Raw genomic sequence first — 20,368 nt, forward strand, 5'->3', positions numbered from 1 at the left:
TTTCGCCGCCAATCCTTGTTATCGTCCACTACCACCCGCGGGGGGGGGGGGGGGGCGGGGGGGGGGGGGGGGGGGGGGGGGCCCCCCGCCCCCCCCACGCCTGGACATGAGGTGCGCGAGGTGCTCGACGACCGCCGCACGGTCCCGCACTGCGTAGGCGGCGGCGCGCGCGCATCAGGCCGAGGGTCCGCGACGCGGCCACGTTCATCCGAGGTCGGTGAGGCCCTGGAAGTCCTTCATCGCTTCTCCGTCCGCGAGCGGTCGGCCGCATCCCCCGGGCTGCGGCGGCGGGGCACGGCGGCGGCCGGACAGACTCCACGGCGACAAGGGCTACGACTACCCTCGCCAGCGGCAGTGGTTACGCTCGCGGGGGCATCACACCCCGCATCGCCCGCCGCGGCATCGAGAACTCCGCCCGGGGCAGACAGTCGGCCCCGTAGCCGCGTACCCCCACGTCCCGCCAGCGGCGGTAGGACGCGGCGGGGCCGACTGGGCCGACACCGGTGGGTCGTCGAACGGACCATCGCCCGGTTTGGCGGATGCCGACACCGGTGGTTCGTCGAACGGACCATCGCCCGGTTTGGCGGATGCCGACGACTCCGCCGCCGATACGAGCGCGAGCCCGAACACCTCCTCGCCTTCACCGCCCCCGCAGTTACCCTCATCCGCTACCGCCGGCTCCCCAAAGGAAATGCCTTGTCAGGGGCGGAAGGTGCGGCGATAGGTGTCGGGTGGGACCCCGACGCTGCGGTGGAAGTGGCGGCGCAGGGTAGTGGCGGTGCCCATACCGGTGGCCGCGGCGATGGTGTCCACGGTGGCGTTGGTGGTCTCCAGCAGTTCCTGGGCATGGCGGATGCGCTGGGTGTGGAGCCACTGCAGCGGCGTGGTGCCGGTGAGGTGTTTGAAGTGCCGGGCGAGGTGGCGTGAGCTCATGCGGGCCTGGCGGGCCAGGTCCTCCACGCTGAGCGGTTGGTCCAGTCGCTCCAACGCCCAGGGGAAGAGTCCACTCAGGGGGTGGTTGCCGGGGGCGGGGAGGGGAGTGGCGATGAACTGGGCCTGGCCGCCGTCGCGGTGGGGTGGGATGACCAGACGTCGGGCGATCTTGTTGGCGTTGGCCGAGCCGTGGTCGAGGCGGACCAGGTGCAGGCACAGGTCCATGGCGGCGGCCTTGCCCGCGGAGGTGAGGACGTCGCCGTTGTCGACGTAGAGGACGTCCGGATCGACGGTGGCCGCTGGGTGGCGCCGGGCCAATTCCCGCGTGTGAGCCCAGTGTGTGGTGGCGCGCCGGCCGTCGAGCAGTCCTGCCGCGCCCAGGACGAAGGCGCCCGTGCACAGTGAGGCCACGCGGACGCCGGCCGCGTGAGCGGCGCGCACCGCCTCGACCAGTTCGGGTGGCGGTTCGCGGTCCGTGTCGGCCCAGCCGGGGACGATCACCGTGTCCGCGTGCGCGAGGTGGTCGAGTCCATGGTCGGGTTCAAGGCGGAAGCGGTCGACGCGCACCGGGCCGTTCCCGCAGAGGGAGAAGTCGTACCAGGGGTCCACGATGTGGGTCAGGTCCGACCCGAAGATCTCGACGGCCACGGACAGTTCGTAGTGGAGCATGCCATCGGTGACGGCCAGCGCGACAGTGGGCATGTCCGAAACTGTACGTGGCATGTCGTTTCCGACGCTCGTGCGGGGTGCTGCCGCGAGGACAGGATAGGCGTGTCAGGCCGCAGCGGATCGACATCGCAGCGGGCGTCCGAGTGCAGGGAGCAGTCTCATGGGGTCAGGTCAGCTGGTGGCGGTTTTCGGCGCGTACGGTCACACGGGACGGTTCGTGGTCGCAGAGCTGGCCGCGCGCGGGTTCGTCCCGGTGCCGTCGGGGCGCAACGCGCAGGCTTTGGAGGAGCTGGCCGGCGAGCACGGGCTGGAGGCCCGGGTGGCGTCGGTCGGGGACCCGGCTTCGCTGGACCGGGCTCTGGCGGGAACGGTGGCGGTCATCAACTGCGCCGGCCCCTTCGCCTCGACCACCGGCCCCGTCATCGAGGCCGCGCTGCGCGCGGGGATCCCGTACCTGGACGTGGCCGCCGAACTTGAGGCGAATCTCGACACCTTCGCCCATTACCGCGAGCGGGCCCGGGACGCGGGAGCGGTGATCGTCCCGGCCATGGCCTTCTTCGGCGGTCTCGGCGACCTGCTGGCCACCGCGGCGATGGGCGACTGGACCGAAGCCGACGAGGCCCACATCGCCTACGCGCTCAGCAGCTGGCACCCCACCGCCGGCACCCGGCTCTCGGGCGCGGTCTCCCGCGAGCGGCGCGGCGACCACCGCCTGCGCTACCGCGGCGGACAGTGGGAGCGCCGCATCGACCAGGCGCCCACCCTGGAGTGGACCTTCCCGGACCCGATGGGACCCCGGCAGGTGATCGGGGAGTTCACGATGGCGGACGTCGTCACCGTCCCCCAGCACCTGTCCATCCCCGATGTGACCACCTACATGACCGCCGACGCCGTCCGCGACATCGCCGCCCCCCACACACCGGCCCCGACCGCCGCCGACAAGAGCGGGCGCTCGGACCAGACCTTCCTCGTCGATGTCGTCGTACGCTCGGGCGGAGCCGAACGCCGGGCCACGGCCGGCGGCCAGGACATTTACGCGGTCACCGCGCCCCTGGTCGCCGAGGCCCTCGAACGCGTCCTGACCGGCCGCACCAAGACCACCGGCGTCGCCTCCGCCGGCGAGATCTTCGACGCCCCGGACTTCCTGCACGCGCTCGCCCCGCACATCACCCTCGATCTGAACCCGCAGAAGCAGATCGCCTGACCCCCCCTCCACCCGCGAGGCTGTCGTCCGCTTCCTACGCGCCGAGCGCGCCGCGGCCCCAGGGCTCCGGCCCCTCCAAGTCATCCATTCGGTTGTACAGAACAAATGCATAGAACAAGCGCCTCGGACGTCGACCTCGGCAAGGACCCGCTACCCCGCACCTCGAACCGAGGGAGTATCACCGCGATGACCGCCCTGCCCACCCGTGCCACCATGACCTTCGACGGTCGCACCCTGTCCTACCTGGACTACGGCGGCAACGGCCGCCCCCTCGTAGCACTGCACGGCCACCTCTCCGAAGGCGCTTCCTTCGCCGCCCTGGCCTCCGCCCTCGGCCCTGAGTGGCGCGTGATCGCCCCTGACCAGCGCGGCCACGGCGACTCCCAGCGCGCCCGCGAATACACCCGCATCGGCTACCTCGCCGACCTCCTCGCCCTCCTCGACCACCTCGGCATCGACCGGGCGGTCTTCCTCGGCCACTCCCTCGGAGCGGTCAACGCCTACCACCTGGCCTGCGAACGCCCCGAACTGGTCGAGGCCCTGATCAATATCGACACCGCCGTCGACCTCCCCGACCACGGAACCAGCCCCCTCGCCTTCGTGCTCGACTTCCCCTACACCGCTGCCACCCGCGAGGAACTGGCCGCCGCCTGCGGACCCCTCGCCGCCGTTCTCGGCCCCGTGCTGCGCCCGCTGCCCGGCGGCGGCTGGCGGCTGCCTTTCCACCCGCAGGACACCGTCGACTCCGAGAACCTTGTCCACGGTGACCACTGGAAACAGTGGCTCGCCACCGACTGCCCCGCGCTCCTCATCCATGGGCTGCGCAGCCAGGTCCTGCCCGCCGAACAGGCCCATGCCATGTGCTCCAGGCGCCCCGGCACGGTCTACCGCCGGCTGGACACCGACCACTTCGTCCAGCAGGCCGACCCCGAGGGCTTCGCCACCGCGGTCCGGGAGTTCCTCGCGGGCATCTGAACCACCGTGACGACCGGTCCGCCGCGCCGGACGCCGACGCTGCCGGAAGAGCCGGAAGAGCCGGAAGAACCAGAAGAAACGCCTCCATCTGGGGGAAGGCGCCGCCGGTCCACCAGCCGCCCTCGCCGTGGCAGTGCGGACAGCCCGGCCGGGGCCGGGCGGTGATCTCGATGCGGTGCCGGTCGGCGTAGGGCTTGAGGCGGCTGGCCTTGAGCGCGGCGGCGGCGGCCGTCGCCGCGGTGAGCGGGACGGCGGCGGCGAGCAGCAGGGCTGCGCGCAGGCGGCGGGCAGGCGGCGGGCAGTCACGTCAGTCGACGAACTACCGCCAGGAAGGCGGACGTCCGACTACCCGGACGTCGGTGCGGACCCCCGACCATCTCGGCCTGGAGCCCGCACGCCTTGGCGGGGCAGCGTCAGCTGGGCTGGTCGCCGGTGTATCGGTAGATGTCGCCGGCGCTGTTGATGTGCCACGCGTTGCCGTCGGCACCGGCGGCGATGTCGGTGGCGGTGCCGGGGATCTTGATCCACGGGTTGGTGCCGCTGGCGTCGTTGTTGGTGTACCGGTAAATGCTGCCAGCGGGGTCGACGCCCCACACGTTCGTCCGGGAGCCCACCGCGATGCGCTTGAGGCTGCCGGGGACGCCCACCCACGGGTTCGAGGCGTCCTGGTCCCCGGTGTACCGGTAGACCTGGTTGCCGCTGTTGACGCCCCACACGGTCCCGTCGGCGCCGGCGCCGACGTCGCTCAGCGCCCCCGGGACCTTCACCCAGGGGCTGGCGTCGTAGTTGGTGTACCGGTAGACGGCGCCGGCGGAGTCCACCCCCCACACGCTCGTGCGGGAGCCCGCGTCGATGCGGACCAGACTGCCGTCGATGCCCTTCCACGGGTTCACGCCGTCCTGGTCCCCGTGGTACCGGTAGATCTGGTTGCCACTGTTGACCCCCCACACCGTGCCGTCCGCCGCGGCACCGATGTCGCTCAGACCCCCGGGAATGTTGATCCAGGGATTGCCGTCGAAGTTGGTGTACCGGTAGACGGCGCTCGCCGCGTTCACCCCCCACACCGTCGTCCTGGACCCCGCCGAGATCGCCGTGAGACTGCCCGCGACCTTCACCCAATCAGCCATGAAACGCCCTCCGTCGCTCCGGTGGTCACTGCCATCATGGGCGGCGGAAGAAGCCGATAGAGCGGTGAAATTTCTATTCTGGAGGCAAATAAGACGGTAAGTAGATGTTTGGTTTCCCGCGTCCTTGCGGGACCGAGGGACGCGACGGCCCGCCTCGGAGCAGATCGGCCAAAAGCACAGTCCCTCCCAGGAGCGATCGACAAAATCGTCGGTCCGTGCCTGCGACGGTTCGCAGGCACGGACCAAGAGTGAGCTTCCCGGGGCTCAAGGCAGCCGCCGACGCACCGGCCGAGCGGATCAGGGCGGTGCCGTCGGGGAAGATGCCGACCACGTCGGTGCGACGCCGGACTTCCTTGTTCAGCCGCTCCTGCGGATTGTTCGACCAGATCTGCCGCCAGATCTCGCGCGGAAACGCGGTGAAGGCCGTGAAGGCCGTGAAGGCCGTGAAGGCCGTGAAGGCCCACGCTGAAGAACTCCGGCCACAAGCGCGTGCGGCAGCCCGTGCCGCAGGTGGATGAGGGTGACTGGCAACGGCCGACGAAGACCAGTTTCGCCTTGCGCCAGCCCCCACCGATCGGCGCCTGGGGCCGCCGCGCTGATCACGTAGCGCGGTCTCGCGCGCTGCCTCCCACGGAGACGCGAGCTCTTCGAGCAACTCGCCGAAATGCGCGCGGGAGACACCGGACAGGGCAGGAGGGGAGCAGGCCGCACGGGCCCAGGCCGGCTTCACAACTCACCCAACTCGTGCGGCCCGTCTCATATCACGGCCCGAAGTTCCGCATGCCCGAACTGCGGTGACAGTGTCGTCCCTGTCAGCTATCTGCCGGCAGCAGCTTCTTGATCGCCGCGACGGCGGTCTGCGGTTCGTCGGCGTGGCAGCGGACCGTATGAACCTCCGCGCGCCGCCCCAACAGGCTCACGGTGGTGACTGGTTGGGTCAGCTCGACAGTGATCGAGGTCTGCGAGGCGATGGCCACATCCAGCACACCGTCCTCGGACTTGTTCGCGTCCGGGAAGCGGAGGTCGTAACGGGCGGACGCGATCCGTTCCAGGGGTATCCGCAGATCGAGCCGTGCACCGCGCCGCACCCGCAGCTCGCCCGGCCCCACGACGTGTGGGCGTGTGACGGCGGCGGCGTGCAGCCCCAAGACCAGAAACACCGTGTAGACGTCGAGAAGCAGCATGACCAGGTGGGCGACCGGATACGCGGCGAGCATGAAGGACACCCCGATCGTCTCGACCACGAACACGAAGACCAGCCCGTACGCCGTCGGCGCCTGAGCACGCGCGTACCCGACAGGGATGTCCGCTTCCCCGACCCCGTGCGAGCGCCGACCCACCCACAGCCCGAGGCTCGCCATCCACCGCCCCTCGTGTGCCGCCAGCCGTCGCGTCTGTGTGATGAGTGCCCCGATCCCCATGTGCTCAGTGAATCAGAGGGACCTTATAGATTCCCCCCAGGCCGTAACAGTGCACTGGACGACGTCGTCCCCCAGCAGGTCGGCAAGAACCTGGCCGCCGACTGGTGCAGTCGGGGCGCCACAGTGAAGTTCGTCAGCAACCGCATCCCCGGCCGCATCGCCGCCACCGAGGGCACCAGCGCCGAGGGCCTCCCCGGCGCAGCCGCCCACAGGAACCACGGTGACATACGTAAGGAACACAAGCTCCACAGGCTGGTGTTGAAGCAGTACACGTGAGGGGATCGGAGAGTGATGAACAGTACTGGAGCGGAGGCCGACGGCGCGCGCGGGGCGTTCTCAGTGGACTCGACCGAGCCGGGCGCCGCACCGCGAGGACTCGACGCCTTCCGGCGCGGGTGGACGACGCAGATCGGCGACGATGTCTTCCAACTGCCGGCCTTCAGCCCGGACACGATCGGTGACTTCCGGGTCAAGGGCCGCGTGACCAAGGTGCACGGCGCGGCGATCGCCGACCTTCACGCCGCGTCGGCAACCCGGACCGCGGACGCCCCGGGCGGCGATCAGGATCTGGTGGCCATGTACGTAGTGCAGCGCGGCGCATGGACTCTGGGCGGCCCGCCCGGTTGCGGCGAGCAGACCGTATCGGCCGGGCAGTTCCTCGTCCGGCACGTCGGGCGCCTGTCGGCTTTCGAGACGACGGCGCACCTCACCGCGAAATTCTTCGTCCTGCCCCCCGGCGAGCTCAAACCCCTGCTCGGGAACCGGGTCATCACCGGGCCGGCGGACTCGGCCGAGATACGCTTGCTGACGGCCTTCACAGGCATGATCCAGACAACTGTGGCCGACCTCGGCCCGGCCGGTGTGGAAGCCGCTCACGGCGCCCTGATCGAGCTGGCCAAGGCGGTGGCGAAGGGCCGGTTCGACGACGTGGAACCCCGGCTGGCTCCCGCGCTCGCCCAGGCAGCCAAGGACCTCGCGGACCGTCGGCTCGCCGATCCCGAACTTTCTCCGGCGATGCTTGCGCGTGAACTCAACGTCTCCGTCCGTACGCTGCACCGGGCATTCGCCGCGGTGGGAGAGCAGTTGACCACCTACATCCGCCATCGGCGACTGCACGAGGCCCGGCTCGCCCTCACCGCGCCGTCAGGTCGCCTGAGTATCTCGGAGCTCGCCGCGCACTGGCAGTTCGCGGACAGCAGCCACTTCAGCCGGACCTTCAAGAGGCACTACGGTCAAACTCCCACCGAGTACGCCCGCTCGACCGGAGCAGCCTCGCTCTCGCCGAACCGGCACCCGCCGGGCCACGGAGCGGCCGAAAGCGCGTGACCAGAGGTACGACCGTATTCCAGCGGATGCCGCCTACTCGTGTCCCGAGCAAGGGCAGGGGACGCTGTGGGCGGCCTGGGCACTTGACCGCGGCGGGATGTTGCCGATGAGGGAGCGGGTCTGGGCGACCCCGTCGGCTGTGCCCGCGGGGCCCTCGGCCGTTTCAGGAAATCGGCGGTTCCCGGCGAGCTGAGAGGTGATCTGTCACACCGTGGCTCGATGGTGTTCGCTGCCCGCCTTCCGCTGGCCGGCCGACGAAGGACCGGCGTCAGTCCCCCCTCTTTCCTCTTTCGCGCGCATGCGGCAGCCGTCCACACAGGCCCTGGAGCCGCCGAGCTCGCCGGCCGCCTTGAGTTCGGCAAGCAGGATCCCGGCAGCTGGTCGAAGACCGACCAGCTGCCGGCGGTCCGGGCGTCGGGGATGAGCGCGTTGTGGAAGGGCCGTGGGCGCTGACGAAGGCTCAGTCGATCAGTTCGGCGGCCCGTTCGGCGATGGCGTAGACGGTCGCGTTGGTGTTGGCCGAGGGGATGGACGGCATCACCGAGGCATCGGCGACCCGCAGTCCGGCTATGCCGTGCACGCGAAGGTTCGCAGGGTCGACGACGGCATCGGCATCGGTTCCCATGCGGCAGGTCCCGGTGAAGTGGAAGTAGGGGCCGGTGGCCTTGCGGATGAACTCGTCCACGGATTCGCCGCTCGTCCCGGAGCCCGGCACCGCTTCCTGCTTGCGCCAGTCGGCGAACGCGTCGGCCTCCCCGATGCGGCGCGCCAGGGCCAGGCCCTTGCGCATGATCTCCAGGTCACGCTCGTCGCTCAGGTAGCCGGGGTCGACGACGGGAGCGCTGCCGGGATTGGCGTCCGCCAGGCGCACGGTGCCGCTGCTGTGCGGAGCCATCGCGGAGAAAGCGATGGAGTAGCCGTTGGCCGGCGGCCGGCCCCATGCCGACGGCAGCGGTGCGGCGACGATGTAGACCTGAAGGTCCGGCCGGGCCGCGGCGGGGTCGCTGTACAGCAGGCCCATCATCTCGGCCGGCGGATTGGCAGGGAGGAACGGTACGGGCTGGTTGGCTTCGTACACCACTCCCGCCATCGGATGGTCCTGCAGATGGGAGCCCACTCCCGGCAGGTCGGCGACGACGTCGATGCCGTGTTCGTCAAGGTGTTGTGCCGGGCCGATCCCTGACAGCATCAGGAGGTGTGCGGAACCGACGGCTCCCGCGGTCAGTACCACCTCGGCGCTGTCGACGGACAGGTGCTCGCCACCGATGGTGTACTCGACGCCGGTGCAGCGGCCCGCGGTGGTGCGCAGCCGCTGCACGGTCGCGTCCGTGACGACGTCCAGGTTCGGCCGGTCCAGGAACGGACGGATGTAGGCGTCGGCCGCGCTCTGGCGGGCGCCGCCGGGCAGATTCATGTCACTCCACCCGAACCCGGTCTCCAGCCCGCTGCCGATGTCATCGGCGCGTGAGAACCCAGCCTCCACTGCGGCGTCGACGCCCGCCGTGGCCAGGGGATGGGGTTCCGGGACCGGGGCGACCACGACCGGCCCGTCCGTGCCCCGCACGGAGGCATTACGGTTACGAGTGCTCTCGCTGCGGCGGAAATAGGGCAGCAGATCGTCGAAGCCCCAGCCTGGAGCACCGAGGCCGGGCCATTCGTCGTAACCGGAGCGGTGCCCCCGCAGGTGGTAGAGGCCGTTGATGCTCGACGATCCGCCGAGCGCCTTGCCGCGCAGCACGTCAGCGGCCCTGCCTGTACCGGCCTGCACGGTCGAGGCGCCAAGCCAGAGGGATGAGGGGTCGAACCCCAGGAAGCCCCACGGAGATGCCATCGTCTCGGTTGCGTCCCGGGCTCCCGCCTCCAGCAACAACACCCGCACGCCGGGGCGTTCCGAAAGCCGGGAGGCAATCACGCATCCCGCTGTCCCTGCTCCCACCACGACATAGTCATAAGAACTCTTGGCCATCATGTCTCCGCTTTCCACGGCAGCCTTGTCAGGCCACCGCATTTCAGAAAATCCAGTCTTCGACGATCAAGGAGCTGATCAGGGTTGTGTACTGAAGGGGCCCAGAGGTTGGGATGGTTGTCTTCGCGTCAGCCCTGTGGGTCGCCCAGCCGCGTCCCGGCTCGGCGCGCAGAAGGCGTGGGAGCGGCTGTCAGCAGCGCGTGGGCTCCAGCGGAGCACGGCTTGCCCGGATGGAGGCCCGCCACGCGCCCCCGCTGGTGCAAGCGTGGGCGGGGCTGACGGACACCGAGGTGACCCGGTGGCAAGCGATCACCTTGATCCGGCGGCCCTGGGTACGCCCGATCCGCACACTGCCGGTCAGCCCGCTGGAGATGTCCATGTCGGCGCCGGTAACCGCGATGACGGCCACGCGGCCGGCATTCACTTGGTTCACGAGTTTCTCGTCTTTTGTATGTAGCCGTCCAGGAACAGTCCGGGGGTGTTCCCCTCTGCCGTCGAAGCTTACGAAGATCGACACGGCACGCACTTGAACCACCGCGACATCCGTTCGGAACCTGAGCGCCATAAGCCAGTGTTGGAGCACATGGTTCGGTTCGTTCGCGGGCGGGCAGGGTGGAGAGCTATGGGCGGCGATGGAGGAAGCCGTGCCGCGTACGGCAGTCTCCTCGGCGCTGGCGACCGTGGAGGCCCTGGTGCCTGAGGACGACGGGTCGGCCTGGTGGGCGATGCGCGAGAAGCCGGCCCTGCGCCACAACACCGTGCGCCGCTTCCTGTCTCCGCTGGACGAGTCGGACGCGCTGGGCGCCGCCCCGGCCGGGCGGCGCATCCTGAAGGCGGTGCGCCGCCTGCCCGCGCTCTCGCGCCGGAGGGTCACGACCGGCCGCTGCTGTCCCGCGAGGTCGACGCCGAGCTGGTGCCCGCGATGTGGAAGCGGGCAGTGTTCTCGAACACCGAGCCGCCGCAGGGCGGGGTCGATCGGGACGCGTACGTGGTGTGCGTGCCGGAGCAGCTGCACCGCGCGCTGAACCGGCGCGATGTGTTCGCCCCCGTCGAACCGGCGGGCCGTCCCGGGTGAAGGCCACCACGGAGGCCGTGCTTCCCAGGACCGACTGCCAGACCTGCTGTTGAGGTCACTCCTGGACCGGATTCCTCGACGCCTTCGGCCACGTCTCCGACCGGCGCACCCGCGTGGTGGGCCTGCTCGTCTGGCTGGTCGCCCTGCTGGTCTCGCAGAGCTGCGACATCGGCCTGACCCCGGTCACCGGTCCGGAGAACAAGGCACTCACCCGCTCCCGCCTGTCCCACGTCGACCAGAACTACCTACGGAGCGCGAACGACACCGTGGAGCCATGTCAGCCACGGGTCCGAGTATGAGGGCGATGTTCGCCCTCGGCATCGCTGCCCCCCGCACCCGTCAGAATCGCGCTCGCGACGACCTCGAAGAGACGATCGGCGCGGGGCGCGAGCGCGGGTTGGTCGCCGAGCCATGCCAGTGCTGCTACCAGTGCGAACAGATCGGTGCCGTCAATGTCGCTTCGGGCCTTGCCCGCGGCCTGGGCGCGGGTGAGGAGTCGCGTGCCGGCTGCGCGCAGGGTGACGCACGAAGCGTGGAGTGCGGATTCGGTGTCTTCGATCGCCGCTGCCATCAGCTCGGTGACGCCTCGGTACTCGGTTGTCCACGCGACGCAGTCGCGCAGCCATGAAACGAGAGCGACTTCGGGCGAGCTCGACGTCTCGAGTTCGCCCGCCTCTGCCGTCAGTTCGTCGAAGCTCGTGCGGAGCAGGGCATCGAGCAGTGCCTCGCGTGTCGGGAAGTGCCGTAGCAGCGTCGCGAGTCCGACATCGGCCCTGCGCGCGATGTCGCGCAGGGACACGTCGACGCCCTGCTCGGTGATGGCGGCGCCCGCAACGACGAGCAGGTGGTCGTGGTTCTTCCTCGCGTCGGCCCTCATCATGTCCCTCTTGACTATCCGGATCAGTGGTCCATATATTCGGATCAGTGGTCCGGGTATGTGGACCGCTGATCCGAATAAGTCTAGTCCCGCGGCGCGGGCAGGAGAGACAGATGTCCACACACACAATGAGGGCGATCCGGCTGCACCGCTTCGGCGGCCCGGAGGTGCTGCGTCATGAGGAGGCGCCGGTCCCCGAGCCGGGGCCGGGCGAGGTGCTCGTCCGCGTGCACGCGGTCGGCCTCAATCCTCCCGACTGGTACGCACGTGAGGGAATGCCTGACGTACCTCCCGAGGTCAAGCCCACGTTCGATCTCCCCCTGATTCCCGGGACCGACGTCTCAGGCGTCGTGGCAGACGTCGCAGCCGAGGTCAACGGCTTCGCGGCCGGAGACGAGGTGGCCGGCCTTCTGCGCTTCCCCACCGTCCTCCAAGCCGGCGCGTACGCCGAGTACGTCACCGCGCCGGCATCGGACCTCGCACTCAAGCCGGCCTCCATCGACCACGTGCAGGCTGCCGGCCTGCCCATGTCGGGGTTGACGGCATGGCAGTTCCTGATCGAGCTCGGGCACGACCACCCCTCACCGTTCCAAGCGGCCCAGCACCGCCCGACGGCACTCGCCGGCGAGGCCACGGTGCTCATCAATGGCGCTGCAGGTGGCGTGGGGCACCTCGCACTCCAGCTGGCCAAGTGGAAGGGAGCCCGCGTCATCGCCGTGGCATCCGGCGCTCACGAGACGTTCCTGCGCGAACTCGGCGCCGACGCGTTCATCGACTACACCAAGGACCGGCCCGAGGAAGCCGCCCGTGACGTCGATCTCGTCCTGGACACCGTCGGGGGTCCCGGCACCAGGCGCTTCCTGCCCACCCTCAAGCACGGCGGCGCGCTGTTCCCGGTGTTTCCTGGCGGTTTCGACGAAGAAGAGACCGCGAAGCTGGGCGTCACGGTCTCAAGCGCGCAGGTCCGCTCGAACGGCGCGCAGCTCACCGAACTGCTACGCCTGCTCGCCGCGGGCACGCTGCGCGTCGCGATCGACAGCACGTTTGCGCTCGCGGATGCCCAAGCGGCGCACGAGCGCGCCGCCCGGGGGCACATCCAGGGCAAGATCGTGCTCACCGTCCCTTAGCGGGGAGCCGTCTCACCGATGCGTCCGGCGGTGGGTCGACGCAGCGTGGCGGTCGGTCGCGGGTCGCGCTTGCCGCTCAGATCACGCTCTCCGCCCTCCCGTCGCACACCGCGCGGCTGCTTTCGCTGACCGCGCCGGGTCTTTCACCCGACGACCGAGCACGAGCGAGGTTTGACATGACGACAACTGCGGCTTTCGGCCGGGGAACCAGCTACCTCGGCACAATGCCGACGACAGGGGTGGATCTCGCCCTTGCAGAGCAGCTCGCTGTCCAGCAGACGCTGGCACGCTACGACTTCGCCCTGGATCACGGAGATCCGGTGGCACTGAAGAGCCTCCTGACCGAGGATTCGACCATGGCGTTCACGATCGCCGGTGACGTCGAGCAGGGATCGCTCATCGGACGCGCGGCGGTTCTCGACCTGGTGTGAAAGGCAACGCAAGTACAAACAGATCAGCGAAGGCACAACCTGACCAACACGGTCATCGAGGATCCTGAGTTGTCTGTCCCCGCAGCGCTGGCTCCCGGGGCCATGGTGGCCGGAGTGGATGGACGGACGAGTGGCCCGCGTGCGGGTCGTGTCGGGCGTCGGTCTGGCTACGATTCGAGGAATTCAAGCGCCTGTGAGACGAATTCATCGTGGTACTGGAAGATTCCCCCGTGTCCGGCGTCGGGGTAGAGGGGTACGAGTTCGCCGTTGGGAAGCCGTGCGGCCAGGTCGAGGGTGTTTTCGCTTGGCACCATCCGGTCGCTCTCGCCGTTTGCCACCAGGGCCGGTTGGTGGATGCGCGACAGGTCTGCCGGCGCCTGGAGGCCCCATCGGTGGATGGCCTTCAGCTGGGCGCGGAACGACGGCAGCGAGATGGCTTTGTCGCGGTTGTCCGTGCGCTTCTTCAGCCGTTCCAGGAAGGCGCGCGCTGCCTGTCGGCCGCCCTCGGTGTCGGTGAAGAAGAGGAACTGCTTCGGGTCCCGGCGGGTCAGGGTTGCCTTCAGCGTGTCCCGGATGGTGAGTGCCGTGACCTTGTCGATGCCCGGGCCCCCGGCGGGACCCGTGCCCGTGAGGATCATCTTGCGTACGAGGTCCGGTTCCTCCGCCGCGATGACCTGGGCGACGAATCCGCCCAGTGAGAAGCCGAGCAGGTCGACCCGCTCGAAACCGAGGGCCCGGATGAACAGCACCGCGTCACGGGCCATCGCCTCGATGGTGTCGGGCGTGGAGCCGCCCGACGCACCGACTCCGCGGTTGTCGAAGGTGATCACTCGGCGTCGGGCGGCGAGTTGGTCGACGACGCGTGGATCCCAGTTGTCCAGGACCGCGGCCAGGTGGTGGAGGAGGATCAGCGGTACGCCGTCCTGCGGGCCGAGCTGCCGGTAGACGAATTCGACGCCGCGCACGGACACGGAACGGGTCGGTGCGTTCGTGTACGACGACGGGGCAGGGGCAGGGGTGGGGGAACTCCGCGGTGCAGTCATGACCGGGTCCTAGGGGTTGCGGGGGTGGGGGCGGGATCTTTTCGTTGCCTGGGGAGGTCTTCACCAGTGGTTGGGTGAGGGCCTGCCCTCACGTCATCGCGACGACGACCTTGCCGGCCTTCACGCGGCCCTTCTCGACGTACTCCATGGCCTGGCGGGTCTGATCGAAGGGGAAGACACGGTCGACGACGGGACGGATCTTCCCGGCGTCGATGAGGGGCGTGAGTTCGCGCAGCTGGTCGCCGCTGGCCTTCATGAACAGGAATGAGTACGTCACGCTGCGGCGTTTGGCGCGGCGCCGGGTCTTCCAGCTCAGCGCGCTCATCACGATGCGGAGGATCGCGTTCGTTCCCAGTTCGCGGGCGAAGGCCGCGTCGGGAGGGCCTGCGACGCTGATGGCCTTGCCGCCGGGCTTGAGTACCCGCAGGGACTTCTTGAGTGTCTCGCCGCCGAGGCTGTCCAGGACAACGTCGTAGCCGTCAAGGACCGTCTCGAAGTCCTGCGCCCTGTAGTCGACGACGACGTCCGCGCCGAGCTCCTTCACCAGGTCGACCTTGGCGGTGCTCGCGGTGGTGGCCACCTGCGCACCCAACGCCTTGGCCAGCTGGACGGCGATGCTGCCGAGGCCGCCGGCGCCGCCGTGGATCAGGACCTTCTGGCCCGGCTGTACCCGCGCCCGCTCGACCAGCGCCTGCCACGCGGTCAGGGCGACCAGGGGAAGGGACGCGGCCTCCTCCATGGTGAGCGTGGCCGGTTTGATCGCCACATCGTCCTGATGGACGGCGATGAGTTCGGCGAACGTGCCGATGCGGTCCTTGTCGGGCCGCGCGTAGATCTCGTCGCCCACCGCGAACCGCGTGACGGCCGGCCCCACCTGGACCACCACCCCGGCGAGGTCGTTGCCCAGGATGAGGGGGAGACGGTACGGCAGGAACGCCTTGAACTGTCCGTCGCGGAGCTTGAGATCCAGCGGGTTGACGCTCGCCGCGTGGATCCGGACCAGGACGTCGTCGACGCCCACCTGCGGGTCGGGCATCTCACCGGCGCGCACGCCGGCCCTGTCGCCGTACCGCTCGATCATGAAGGTCTTCATTGCCGTTTCCGTTTCTCATCAGGCCGCTGCTGCGGCTGGGGCGATGACGCGGCCGGAGTCGCCGCCCTGGATGCCGCCCAGGGATCCGGCGATCGCCTCGTGGGGAACTCCGAGCGGCACCGCGCTGACGTCGGACAGGCACGCAAACTGATCATGCGTCAGCTGGACGTCGAGTGCACTCAGGCAGTCGTCGAGTTGGGTGAGGTTGCGCGGCCCGGTGATCGGGACGAAGACGAACTTCCCCGTCAGCTCTTCCGACTCGCCGAACCGGTAGGTGTCCGCGGTGTCGAGGAAGGTGCCGCCGGCTTCGGCGAATCGGTCGAAAATGCGGCGTGCCCCGTCCGGCCCGGCGCCGGCGCCCCAGCGGGTGCCGAAGTTCGCCGTGCCGAGCGCGCACTCGCAGACGCGCGGTCCGGTGCGGTGTCCGAAGGACGTGCAGCGCATCAGGTGTCCCTACGCAAAGATCGAGGGGGAAGGTGCTGGGGCGTGTCTCACGCCGCGTTCGGCGAAGCGGCCAGGCTCTGCTTGACATGCCGGGTGGCCTCGTCGGCGAGGATCTCGGGCAGGCCCTTCTCGATGCCGTACAGGGCCTGTGCGGCGACATCGGCGGGGTCGGCCTTCTGATCGGCGGGAACGCCCGCGGCCATGTCGGTGTCCATGTATCCGACGTACAGCCCCGAGACGGTGATGCCGCGGGGCGCCAGTTCCTCCCGGGCCGCGTCGGTCAGTGCCCAGGCCGCAGCCTTGGCGGCGGCGTAGGAGCCGAGGCCGGCGGGGTGCAGCCAGGACAGGACGGACAGGACGTTGAGTACGGTGCCGCCACCGTTGCCCTCGATGACGGGGGCGAAAGCCCGCGTCACGGCGAGTGGACCGAAGAAGTTCGTCTCCATCTCCAGGCGCACCGCGTCGAGGCCGCCCGCGATCAGCGGCGTGGCGGTGGAGATGCCCGCATTGTTCACCAGCAGCGTCGCGTCAGATGCGGCGCGGGCCGCGGCCCGGATCGACTCCTCGTCCGTGAGGTCCAGCCGCAGCGGAGTGACGCCCGGCAGGTCCACCGTCTCGGGACGGCGCGCCGCGCCGTACACCTTCGCCCCGCGCTCCACGAGCTGGGCGGCCAGATGCCGCCCGAGCCCCCGGTTGGCGCCGGTGACCACCGCGACCGTGTTCTCCAGTTCCATGCCTGCTCCCAGCATCACGGGGTCCGTGAACCGACCCACAGAAATTAGATTACGATAACAATCTAAACATGGGTCTAGGATAGATGCCAGTCGACATCCAAACGGGAGGCAGCTGATGGGCCGCGTATCGCAGGCACAAGCGGAGGAGAACCGTCGGCGGGTCGTGGAAACCGCCTCCCGGCTGTTCCGGGAACAGGGCACCCACGTCAGCGTCGCCGACCTCATGAAGGCGTCCGGCCTGACCCACGGCGGCTTCTACAAGCAGTTCGCCTCCAAAGAGGCACTCATCGACGAAGCCACCGCCCACGCCTTCGACGAACTCACCCAGCACCACAAGAACGGACTTGAGCAGTACGCCGGGCAGCGCGACGCCGCCCAGCAGGCACTGATCGACGCCTACCTCTCCATCGAGCACCGCGACAGCGCGGCAGACGGCTGCCCCGTCGCCGCACTCGCCACCGACATGGCGCGCGAACCAGAAGATCGCGAGGCCCGTCGCGTCTACACCGAGGGAGTGGGTGACTTCGCCGAGGTGCTTGCCACCGAAGACCAGGACGGCATCACCCGGCTGTGCACCATGCTCGGCGCACTCGTCCTGGCCCGAGCCACCAAGGGCTCCCCGCTCTCCGAGGAGATCCTCGCCACCACGCGCGCGGCATTGACAGCCACCACCTGATCGGCGACGCGGTGCCGGGCAGCGGGCCGATGGAGGTCACCGGCCGGCGGGCGTGGCCGACGGTGTTCCTGCTGCCCGCATACTCACCGGACCTGAATTTGGTGGAGGGCGTGTGGGCGCACGTCAAACGCAGTCTGGCCAACCTCGCGGTTGTCGCCCTCGATCGCCTGGAAACACTCGTCCGCAACCGGCTCAAGCGCCTCCAGTACCGACCCGAGGCCCTCGACGGCTTCGTTACCGGCACCGGACTCACCCTCGACGACCCGACGTCACCTTGATCAGCCGACGTCAGTAACGCCGGCTCAGATGTCCGGCAAAGCGGATCAAGCCCAGTTGATGCGTCGTTCGACTCGTGATGAGTATGGGCGGTCCGCCAGGACGGCCAGCGGTCGTGCGCGAACAGCTCAGGCGAATGAGTAGGAAGCCTGATGCCGTGACCTGCGGCTTCGGTCGACGCTGGCGTCATGAACACGCAGCACATCCGCCGCCACCGGCTTCCCCTCACGATCACCCTCGCGACGGTCGTTCTCGCCATGGTCGTGTGGGTGGCTGTCGCCGTCCAGGGGCTGGTCTCCCGGCTGGGCCCCGTGTGGGACGGCGAGCCGTATCCGGTCGCGGACCCTGCCGCGACCGCCCGGCGACTGGACCACGACACCCAGGTCGCCTATGAAGCCCTGCGGCTGCCGGACGCCCGCCTCGATCCGGAGTCGCCGGGTGCGGGCATGGAGTCCTCGGGCAGCGGGTGCGGCCTGAGGGGCCTGCGGCATCTGGTCGACAACATCAGCGACACTCCGCCCAGCGAGCCGTACGTCGTCAGCGTCAGCGACCACTGGGGCCTCCAGGGCGTCCCACGCGAGCGCGCCCTGCCCGCGCTGGAGCGCGTCCGCGCTGCGCTGACGCACAGCGGCTGGAGCGTCGTCTCCTTCGAGAACAGCCGCTACGGCCTCGCGCTGCGCCTACGGCACCCCGCCGGCGGCGACACCATCCACGTCGAGTCCTACCCCGGCGGCCGCCTCGCGGTCTACGCGTTCTCCGAGTGCGCCCGCTACCCCCACCGCGACGGAGCCGACACCTGGGACGACCCACCGCTCCCCGAGCCGGTCGCCCCCGCCCAACTGCGCAAGGCCGACGAGTACGTAGGACCTTCTATACCCGCAAGTCAAGTATCGCCGAACCCTGATCCGGAGATGCATAAAGAATTCATATAAATCTGCTATGCTTCAGGCATGAGTCGCCGAGACGCCGCGCACGGCGCTTCCGATGCCATCGGGTCAGCCCTCTACGGTCTGGCCACCAGGGCCGTGAGACGCCTTCCCCGCGACATGAGCCTGACGTCCGCCGCCACCTTGGCCACCCTGGACAAGACCGGCCCGCGACGGATCACCGATCTGGCGGTGGCCGAGGGCGTCACCCAGCCCGCGATGACCGTCCTGGTCCGGGTGATGGAGGAATCCGGGCTGGTCGAGCGGAAGGGCGATCCGTCCGACAAGCGGGTCACGCTGGTGTGCCTGACCGAGGCCGGCGCGTCGTACGTCCGGACGCGACGCCAGGCGGGCGTCGACGCGTACGCGCGGTTGATCGACGAACTCACCGGTGACGAGGTCGAGGCCTTGGCAGCAGCCCTTCCGGCGCTGCTGCATCTGGCGGAGCTCGAAAGCCACGCCCGAGAGGAGTCGGACCGGTGACCGCGGCCCAGGCTCATGACCAGCCCATGAGCACTGCCCTGATACGTTCCGAGGCACGTCTGCTGGTCCCCGCCCTGATGTTCATCGCCCTGGTCGTGGCGGCGGTCGCCAGCCTCGGGACGCCGCTCATCACCAGCGTGGCGACCACGTTCCACGTCTCCCTCGACAGCGCGCAGTGGACGCTGACCATCGCCCTGCTCAGCGGCGCCGTCGCCACACCCGTCCTCGGCCGGCTCGGAGCCGGTCCGCACCGGCGGGCCACGATTCTCGCCACGCTGGCGATCGTCGTCGTCGGCAGCGCGCTCACCGTGCTGCCGCTGCCGTTCGCCTGGCTGCTCGTGGGCAGAGCGGCCCAAGGCGTCGGACTCGGCCTCACGGCGCTGATGATGGGCGTGGCCCGTGACCATCTTCCCGAGGAGCGCAGCGCGGCCACGATCGCCCTGATCTCAGTGGTCTCCATCATCGGAGCCGGCGTCGGCTACCCGCTGGCCGCGCTGCTCGCCGAGTTCGGCGGACTGCGGGCCGCCTACGGCCTCGGCCTGCTCGTCACCGCCATCGCCTTCGTGACCGCGTGGCGCTGCGTGCCCGCAGCTCCCGAAGGCCGCTCCGCTCATGTGAACGTGGCCGGTGCGCTCGTCCTGGCGGGTGGACTGCTCCTCGTCCTGTTCCTGGCCGGCGAGAGGAGCCTGTGGAGCCGACACCTCGCCGTGGCGGTGACCCTTGCCGTCGCCGCCGCACTCCTGCTCTGCGTCTGGACCGTTTCCGAACTGCGAACCAAGACGCCCCTGGTCGACGTCCGGGCGGTACGGCACCCGGCGGTCGCCGGGGCGAACATCGCCATGCTCGTCGGCGGGAGCGGCATGTACCTCCTGCTCACACTCATCACCCGCTACGCGCAGACGCCGCACAGCGCCGGCTACGGCTTCGGACTGACCACCTTCGTGGCGGGGCTGGTCCTCATCCCGTTCTCCGTGCTGGGGTTCGTCGCCGGCAAGCTCACGCCGCGGGTCCGGATGCGGATCGACGGCCCCCTGCTCCTGGCCGGAAGCGCCGCCATCGTCGGCGGCGGGTTCGTCCTGTTCGCCACCGCCCGGTCCAACCTGGCCGAACTGCTCGCGGCCATGGGCGTGCTGGGCTTCGGCGTCGGCAGCTTCTCGGCCGCCATGCCCGGCGTCATCCTGGCCGTCACCCCCAAGAGCGAGACGTCGAGCGCCATGAGCTTCAACTACGTCGTCCGCAGCGTCGGGTACTCCCTGGGCAGCGCCATCGGCGGTCTGGTCCTGGCCGCCGGCACCGCCACGGGCCGCCTCTTCCCGAACGACGACGCCTACACGACCGCGGCGCTGGTCGGCGTCGCCGCGATGGCGATCACGACGATGGCCAGCCTCGCCCTCGCCCGCCGACGCTCACCCGAGACCGATCCGATCACAGCCCCAGCCGGTGTGCCGGGCCTGGGCCGGTCGAGTCGAACCGGAAGCTGAGGATCGAAGCCGTCCGGCTTCGACGCCGTCTCCGTCGGCTCGCTGACCCACAGCGCGCCGGCCATGGATCTGAGCATGCTT

Annotated in this window: 22 protein-coding genes and 3 pseudogenes; 14 read left to right on the forward strand and 11 right to left on the reverse strand. The window is 69.6% G+C overall.

Going from position 1 to position 20,368, the window contains the following annotated elements:
* Positions 1-277: 277 nt before the first annotated feature.
* Positions 278-675 (forward strand): annotated as a pseudogene (locus ACFWA7_RS18485) (transposase); the annotation flags it as partial.
* A gap of 24 nt (positions 676-699) precedes the next feature.
* On the opposite strand, the gene ACFWA7_RS18490 reads toward ACFWA7_RS18485, so the two are convergent.
* Positions 700-1,635, reverse strand: a complete 936-nt coding sequence (locus ACFWA7_RS18490) for a helix-turn-helix domain-containing protein (RefSeq protein ID WP_385823905.1) — start codon at positions 1,633-1,635, stop codon at positions 700-702.
* 127 nt (positions 1,636-1,762) lie between these two features.
* Between ACFWA7_RS18490 and ACFWA7_RS18495 the strand changes: the two genes are divergently transcribed.
* Both ACFWA7_RS18495 and ACFWA7_RS18500 read left to right on the forward strand, forming a co-directional pair.
* The gene (locus tag ACFWA7_RS18495) at positions 1,763-2,806 is read left to right on the forward strand and encodes a saccharopine dehydrogenase family protein (RefSeq protein ID WP_385823907.1); all 1,044 of its coding nucleotides are present in this window, start codon (positions 1,763-1,765) and stop codon (positions 2,804-2,806) included.
* A gap of 186 nt (positions 2,807-2,992) precedes the next feature.
* Positions 2,993-3,781, forward strand: a complete 789-nt coding sequence (locus ACFWA7_RS18500; protein WP_385538885.1) for an alpha/beta fold hydrolase — start codon at positions 2,993-2,995, stop codon at positions 3,779-3,781.
* A gap of 413 nt (positions 3,782-4,194) precedes the next feature.
* Here ACFWA7_RS18500 and ACFWA7_RS18505 read toward each other — a convergent pair whose 3' ends face one another.
* From ACFWA7_RS18505 to ACFWA7_RS18515, 3 genes and pseudogenes are all read right to left on the reverse strand, one after another.
* The gene (locus ACFWA7_RS18505; protein ID WP_385823909.1) at positions 4,195-4,908 is read right to left on the reverse strand and encodes a tectonin domain-containing protein; all 714 of its coding nucleotides are present in this window, start codon (positions 4,906-4,908) and stop codon (positions 4,195-4,197) included.
* Between the two features lie 271 nt (positions 4,909-5,179).
* Positions 5,180-5,353: pseudogene (locus ACFWA7_RS18510) on the reverse strand (transposase); the annotation flags it as partial.
* A gap of 367 nt (positions 5,354-5,720) precedes the next feature.
* Entirely contained in the window at positions 5,721-6,269 is a 549-nt protein-coding gene (locus ACFWA7_RS18515) for a hypothetical protein (RefSeq protein WP_385538893.1), read from the reverse strand.
* Positions 6,270-6,452: 183 nt separating this feature from the next.
* On the opposite strand from ACFWA7_RS18515, the gene ACFWA7_RS18520 reads away from it, so the two are divergent.
* Positions 6,453-6,605 carry a hypothetical protein gene (locus ACFWA7_RS18520; protein WP_385538895.1) on the forward strand — a complete coding sequence of 51 codons (153 nt, stop codon included), beginning with the start codon at positions 6,453-6,455 and terminating at the stop codon, positions 6,603-6,605.
* A 15-nt stretch (positions 6,606-6,620) separates the two neighbouring features.
* The gene (locus ACFWA7_RS18525) at positions 6,621-7,655 is read left to right on the forward strand and encodes a helix-turn-helix domain-containing protein (RefSeq protein ID WP_385538897.1); all 1,035 of its coding nucleotides are present in this window, start codon (positions 6,621-6,623) and stop codon (positions 7,653-7,655) included.
* A 460-nt stretch (positions 7,656-8,115) separates the two neighbouring features.
* Here ACFWA7_RS18525 and ACFWA7_RS18530 read toward each other — a convergent pair whose 3' ends face one another.
* Together ACFWA7_RS18530 and ACFWA7_RS18535 are read right to left on the reverse strand one after the other, a co-directional pair.
* Positions 8,116-9,663 carry a GMC family oxidoreductase gene (locus tag ACFWA7_RS18530; RefSeq protein WP_385823911.1) on the reverse strand — a complete coding sequence of 516 codons (1,548 nt, stop codon included), beginning with the start codon at positions 9,661-9,663 and terminating at the stop codon, positions 8,116-8,118.
* Between the two features lie 148 nt (positions 9,664-9,811).
* On the reverse strand, positions 9,812-10,054 hold the full coding sequence (locus ACFWA7_RS18535; RefSeq protein ID WP_385823913.1) for a hypothetical protein: 243 nt from the start codon (positions 10,052-10,054) through the stop codon (positions 9,812-9,814).
* A gap of 211 nt (positions 10,055-10,265) precedes the next feature.
* On the opposite strand from ACFWA7_RS18535, the gene ACFWA7_RS18540 reads away from it, so the two are divergent.
* A complete protein-coding gene (locus ACFWA7_RS18540; protein WP_385823915.1) occupies positions 10,266-10,646 on the forward strand; it encodes a hypothetical protein in 381 nt (126 codons plus the stop codon).
* Positions 10,647-10,809: 163 nt separating this feature from the next.
* Positions 10,810-10,995 carry a hypothetical protein gene (locus ACFWA7_RS18545; protein WP_385823917.1) on the forward strand — a complete coding sequence of 62 codons (186 nt, stop codon included), beginning with the start codon at positions 10,810-10,812 and terminating at the stop codon, positions 10,993-10,995.
* On the opposite strand, the gene ACFWA7_RS18550 is transcribed toward ACFWA7_RS18545, so the two are convergent.
* Positions 10,974-11,573, reverse strand: coding sequence for a TetR/AcrR family transcriptional regulator (locus tag ACFWA7_RS18550; RefSeq protein WP_385538906.1), 600 nt, complete (start codon positions 11,571-11,573; stop codon positions 10,974-10,976). The two genes, ACFWA7_RS18545 and ACFWA7_RS18550, sit on opposite strands and share 22 nt — an antisense overlap.
* Before the next feature lie 113 nt (positions 11,574-11,686).
* Between ACFWA7_RS18550 and ACFWA7_RS18555 the strand changes: the two genes are divergently transcribed.
* Both ACFWA7_RS18555 and ACFWA7_RS18560 read left to right on the forward strand, forming a co-directional pair.
* Entirely contained in the window at positions 11,687-12,700 is a 1,014-nt protein-coding gene (locus ACFWA7_RS18555) for an NADP-dependent oxidoreductase (RefSeq protein ID WP_385823919.1), read from the forward strand.
* 176 nt (positions 12,701-12,876) lie between these two features.
* Positions 12,877-13,131 (forward strand): hypothetical protein, encoded by a 255-nt coding sequence (locus ACFWA7_RS18560; protein ID WP_385538910.1) that lies wholly within the window; start codon positions 12,877-12,879, stop codon positions 13,129-13,131.
* Positions 13,132-13,298: 167 nt separating this feature from the next.
* Here ACFWA7_RS18560 and ACFWA7_RS18565 read toward each other — a convergent pair whose 3' ends face one another.
* From ACFWA7_RS18565 to ACFWA7_RS18580, 4 genes are all read right to left on the reverse strand, one after another.
* The gene (locus ACFWA7_RS18565; RefSeq protein WP_385538912.1) at positions 13,299-14,102 is read right to left on the reverse strand and encodes an alpha/beta fold hydrolase; all 804 of its coding nucleotides are present in this window, start codon (positions 14,100-14,102) and stop codon (positions 13,299-13,301) included.
* A gap of 160 nt (positions 14,103-14,262) precedes the next feature.
* On the reverse strand, positions 14,263-15,267 hold the full coding sequence (locus tag ACFWA7_RS18570) for an NADP-dependent oxidoreductase (RefSeq protein ID WP_385823921.1): 1,005 nt from the start codon (positions 15,265-15,267) through the stop codon (positions 14,263-14,265).
* An 18-nt stretch (positions 15,268-15,285) separates the two neighbouring features.
* The gene (locus ACFWA7_RS18575; protein ID WP_385823923.1) at positions 15,286-15,711 is read right to left on the reverse strand and encodes an aldo/keto reductase; all 426 of its coding nucleotides are present in this window, start codon (positions 15,709-15,711) and stop codon (positions 15,286-15,288) included.
* A gap of 47 nt (positions 15,712-15,758) precedes the next feature.
* The gene (locus ACFWA7_RS18580; RefSeq protein WP_385538917.1) at positions 15,759-16,445 is read right to left on the reverse strand and encodes an SDR family oxidoreductase; all 687 of its coding nucleotides are present in this window, start codon (positions 16,443-16,445) and stop codon (positions 15,759-15,761) included.
* Positions 16,446-16,560: 115 nt separating this feature from the next.
* Here ACFWA7_RS18580 and ACFWA7_RS18585 point away from each other — a divergent pair, with 115 nt between their 5' ends.
* From ACFWA7_RS18585 to ACFWA7_RS18605, 5 genes and pseudogenes are all read left to right on the forward strand, one after another.
* Positions 16,561-17,121, forward strand: a complete 561-nt coding sequence (locus ACFWA7_RS18585; RefSeq protein WP_385538919.1) for a TetR/AcrR family transcriptional regulator — start codon at positions 16,561-16,563, stop codon at positions 17,119-17,121.
* A gap of 47 nt (positions 17,122-17,168) precedes the next feature.
* A pseudogene (locus ACFWA7_RS18590) lies at positions 17,169-17,399 on the forward strand (transposase); the annotation flags it as partial.
* 186 nt (positions 17,400-17,585) lie between these two features.
* Positions 17,586-18,329 carry a hypothetical protein gene (locus ACFWA7_RS18595; protein WP_385823925.1) on the forward strand — a complete coding sequence of 248 codons (744 nt, stop codon included), beginning with the start codon at positions 17,586-17,588 and terminating at the stop codon, positions 18,327-18,329.
* 18 nt (positions 18,330-18,347) lie between these two features.
* Positions 18,348-18,806: a MarR family winged helix-turn-helix transcriptional regulator gene (locus ACFWA7_RS18600; protein WP_229876805.1), complete on the forward strand. Its 459-nt coding sequence runs from the start codon at positions 18,348-18,350 to the stop codon at positions 18,804-18,806.
* Between the two features lie 26 nt (positions 18,807-18,832).
* On the forward strand, positions 18,833-20,287 hold the full coding sequence (locus ACFWA7_RS18605) for an MFS transporter (protein WP_385823927.1): 1,455 nt from the start codon (positions 18,833-18,835) through the stop codon (positions 20,285-20,287).
* Positions 20,288-20,368 lie beyond the last annotated feature (81 nt).

The organism is Streptomyces sp. NPDC059994, assembly GCF_042737755.1.
Classification (GTDB): Bacteria; Actinomycetota; Actinomycetes; order Streptomycetales; family Streptomycetaceae; genus Streptomyces.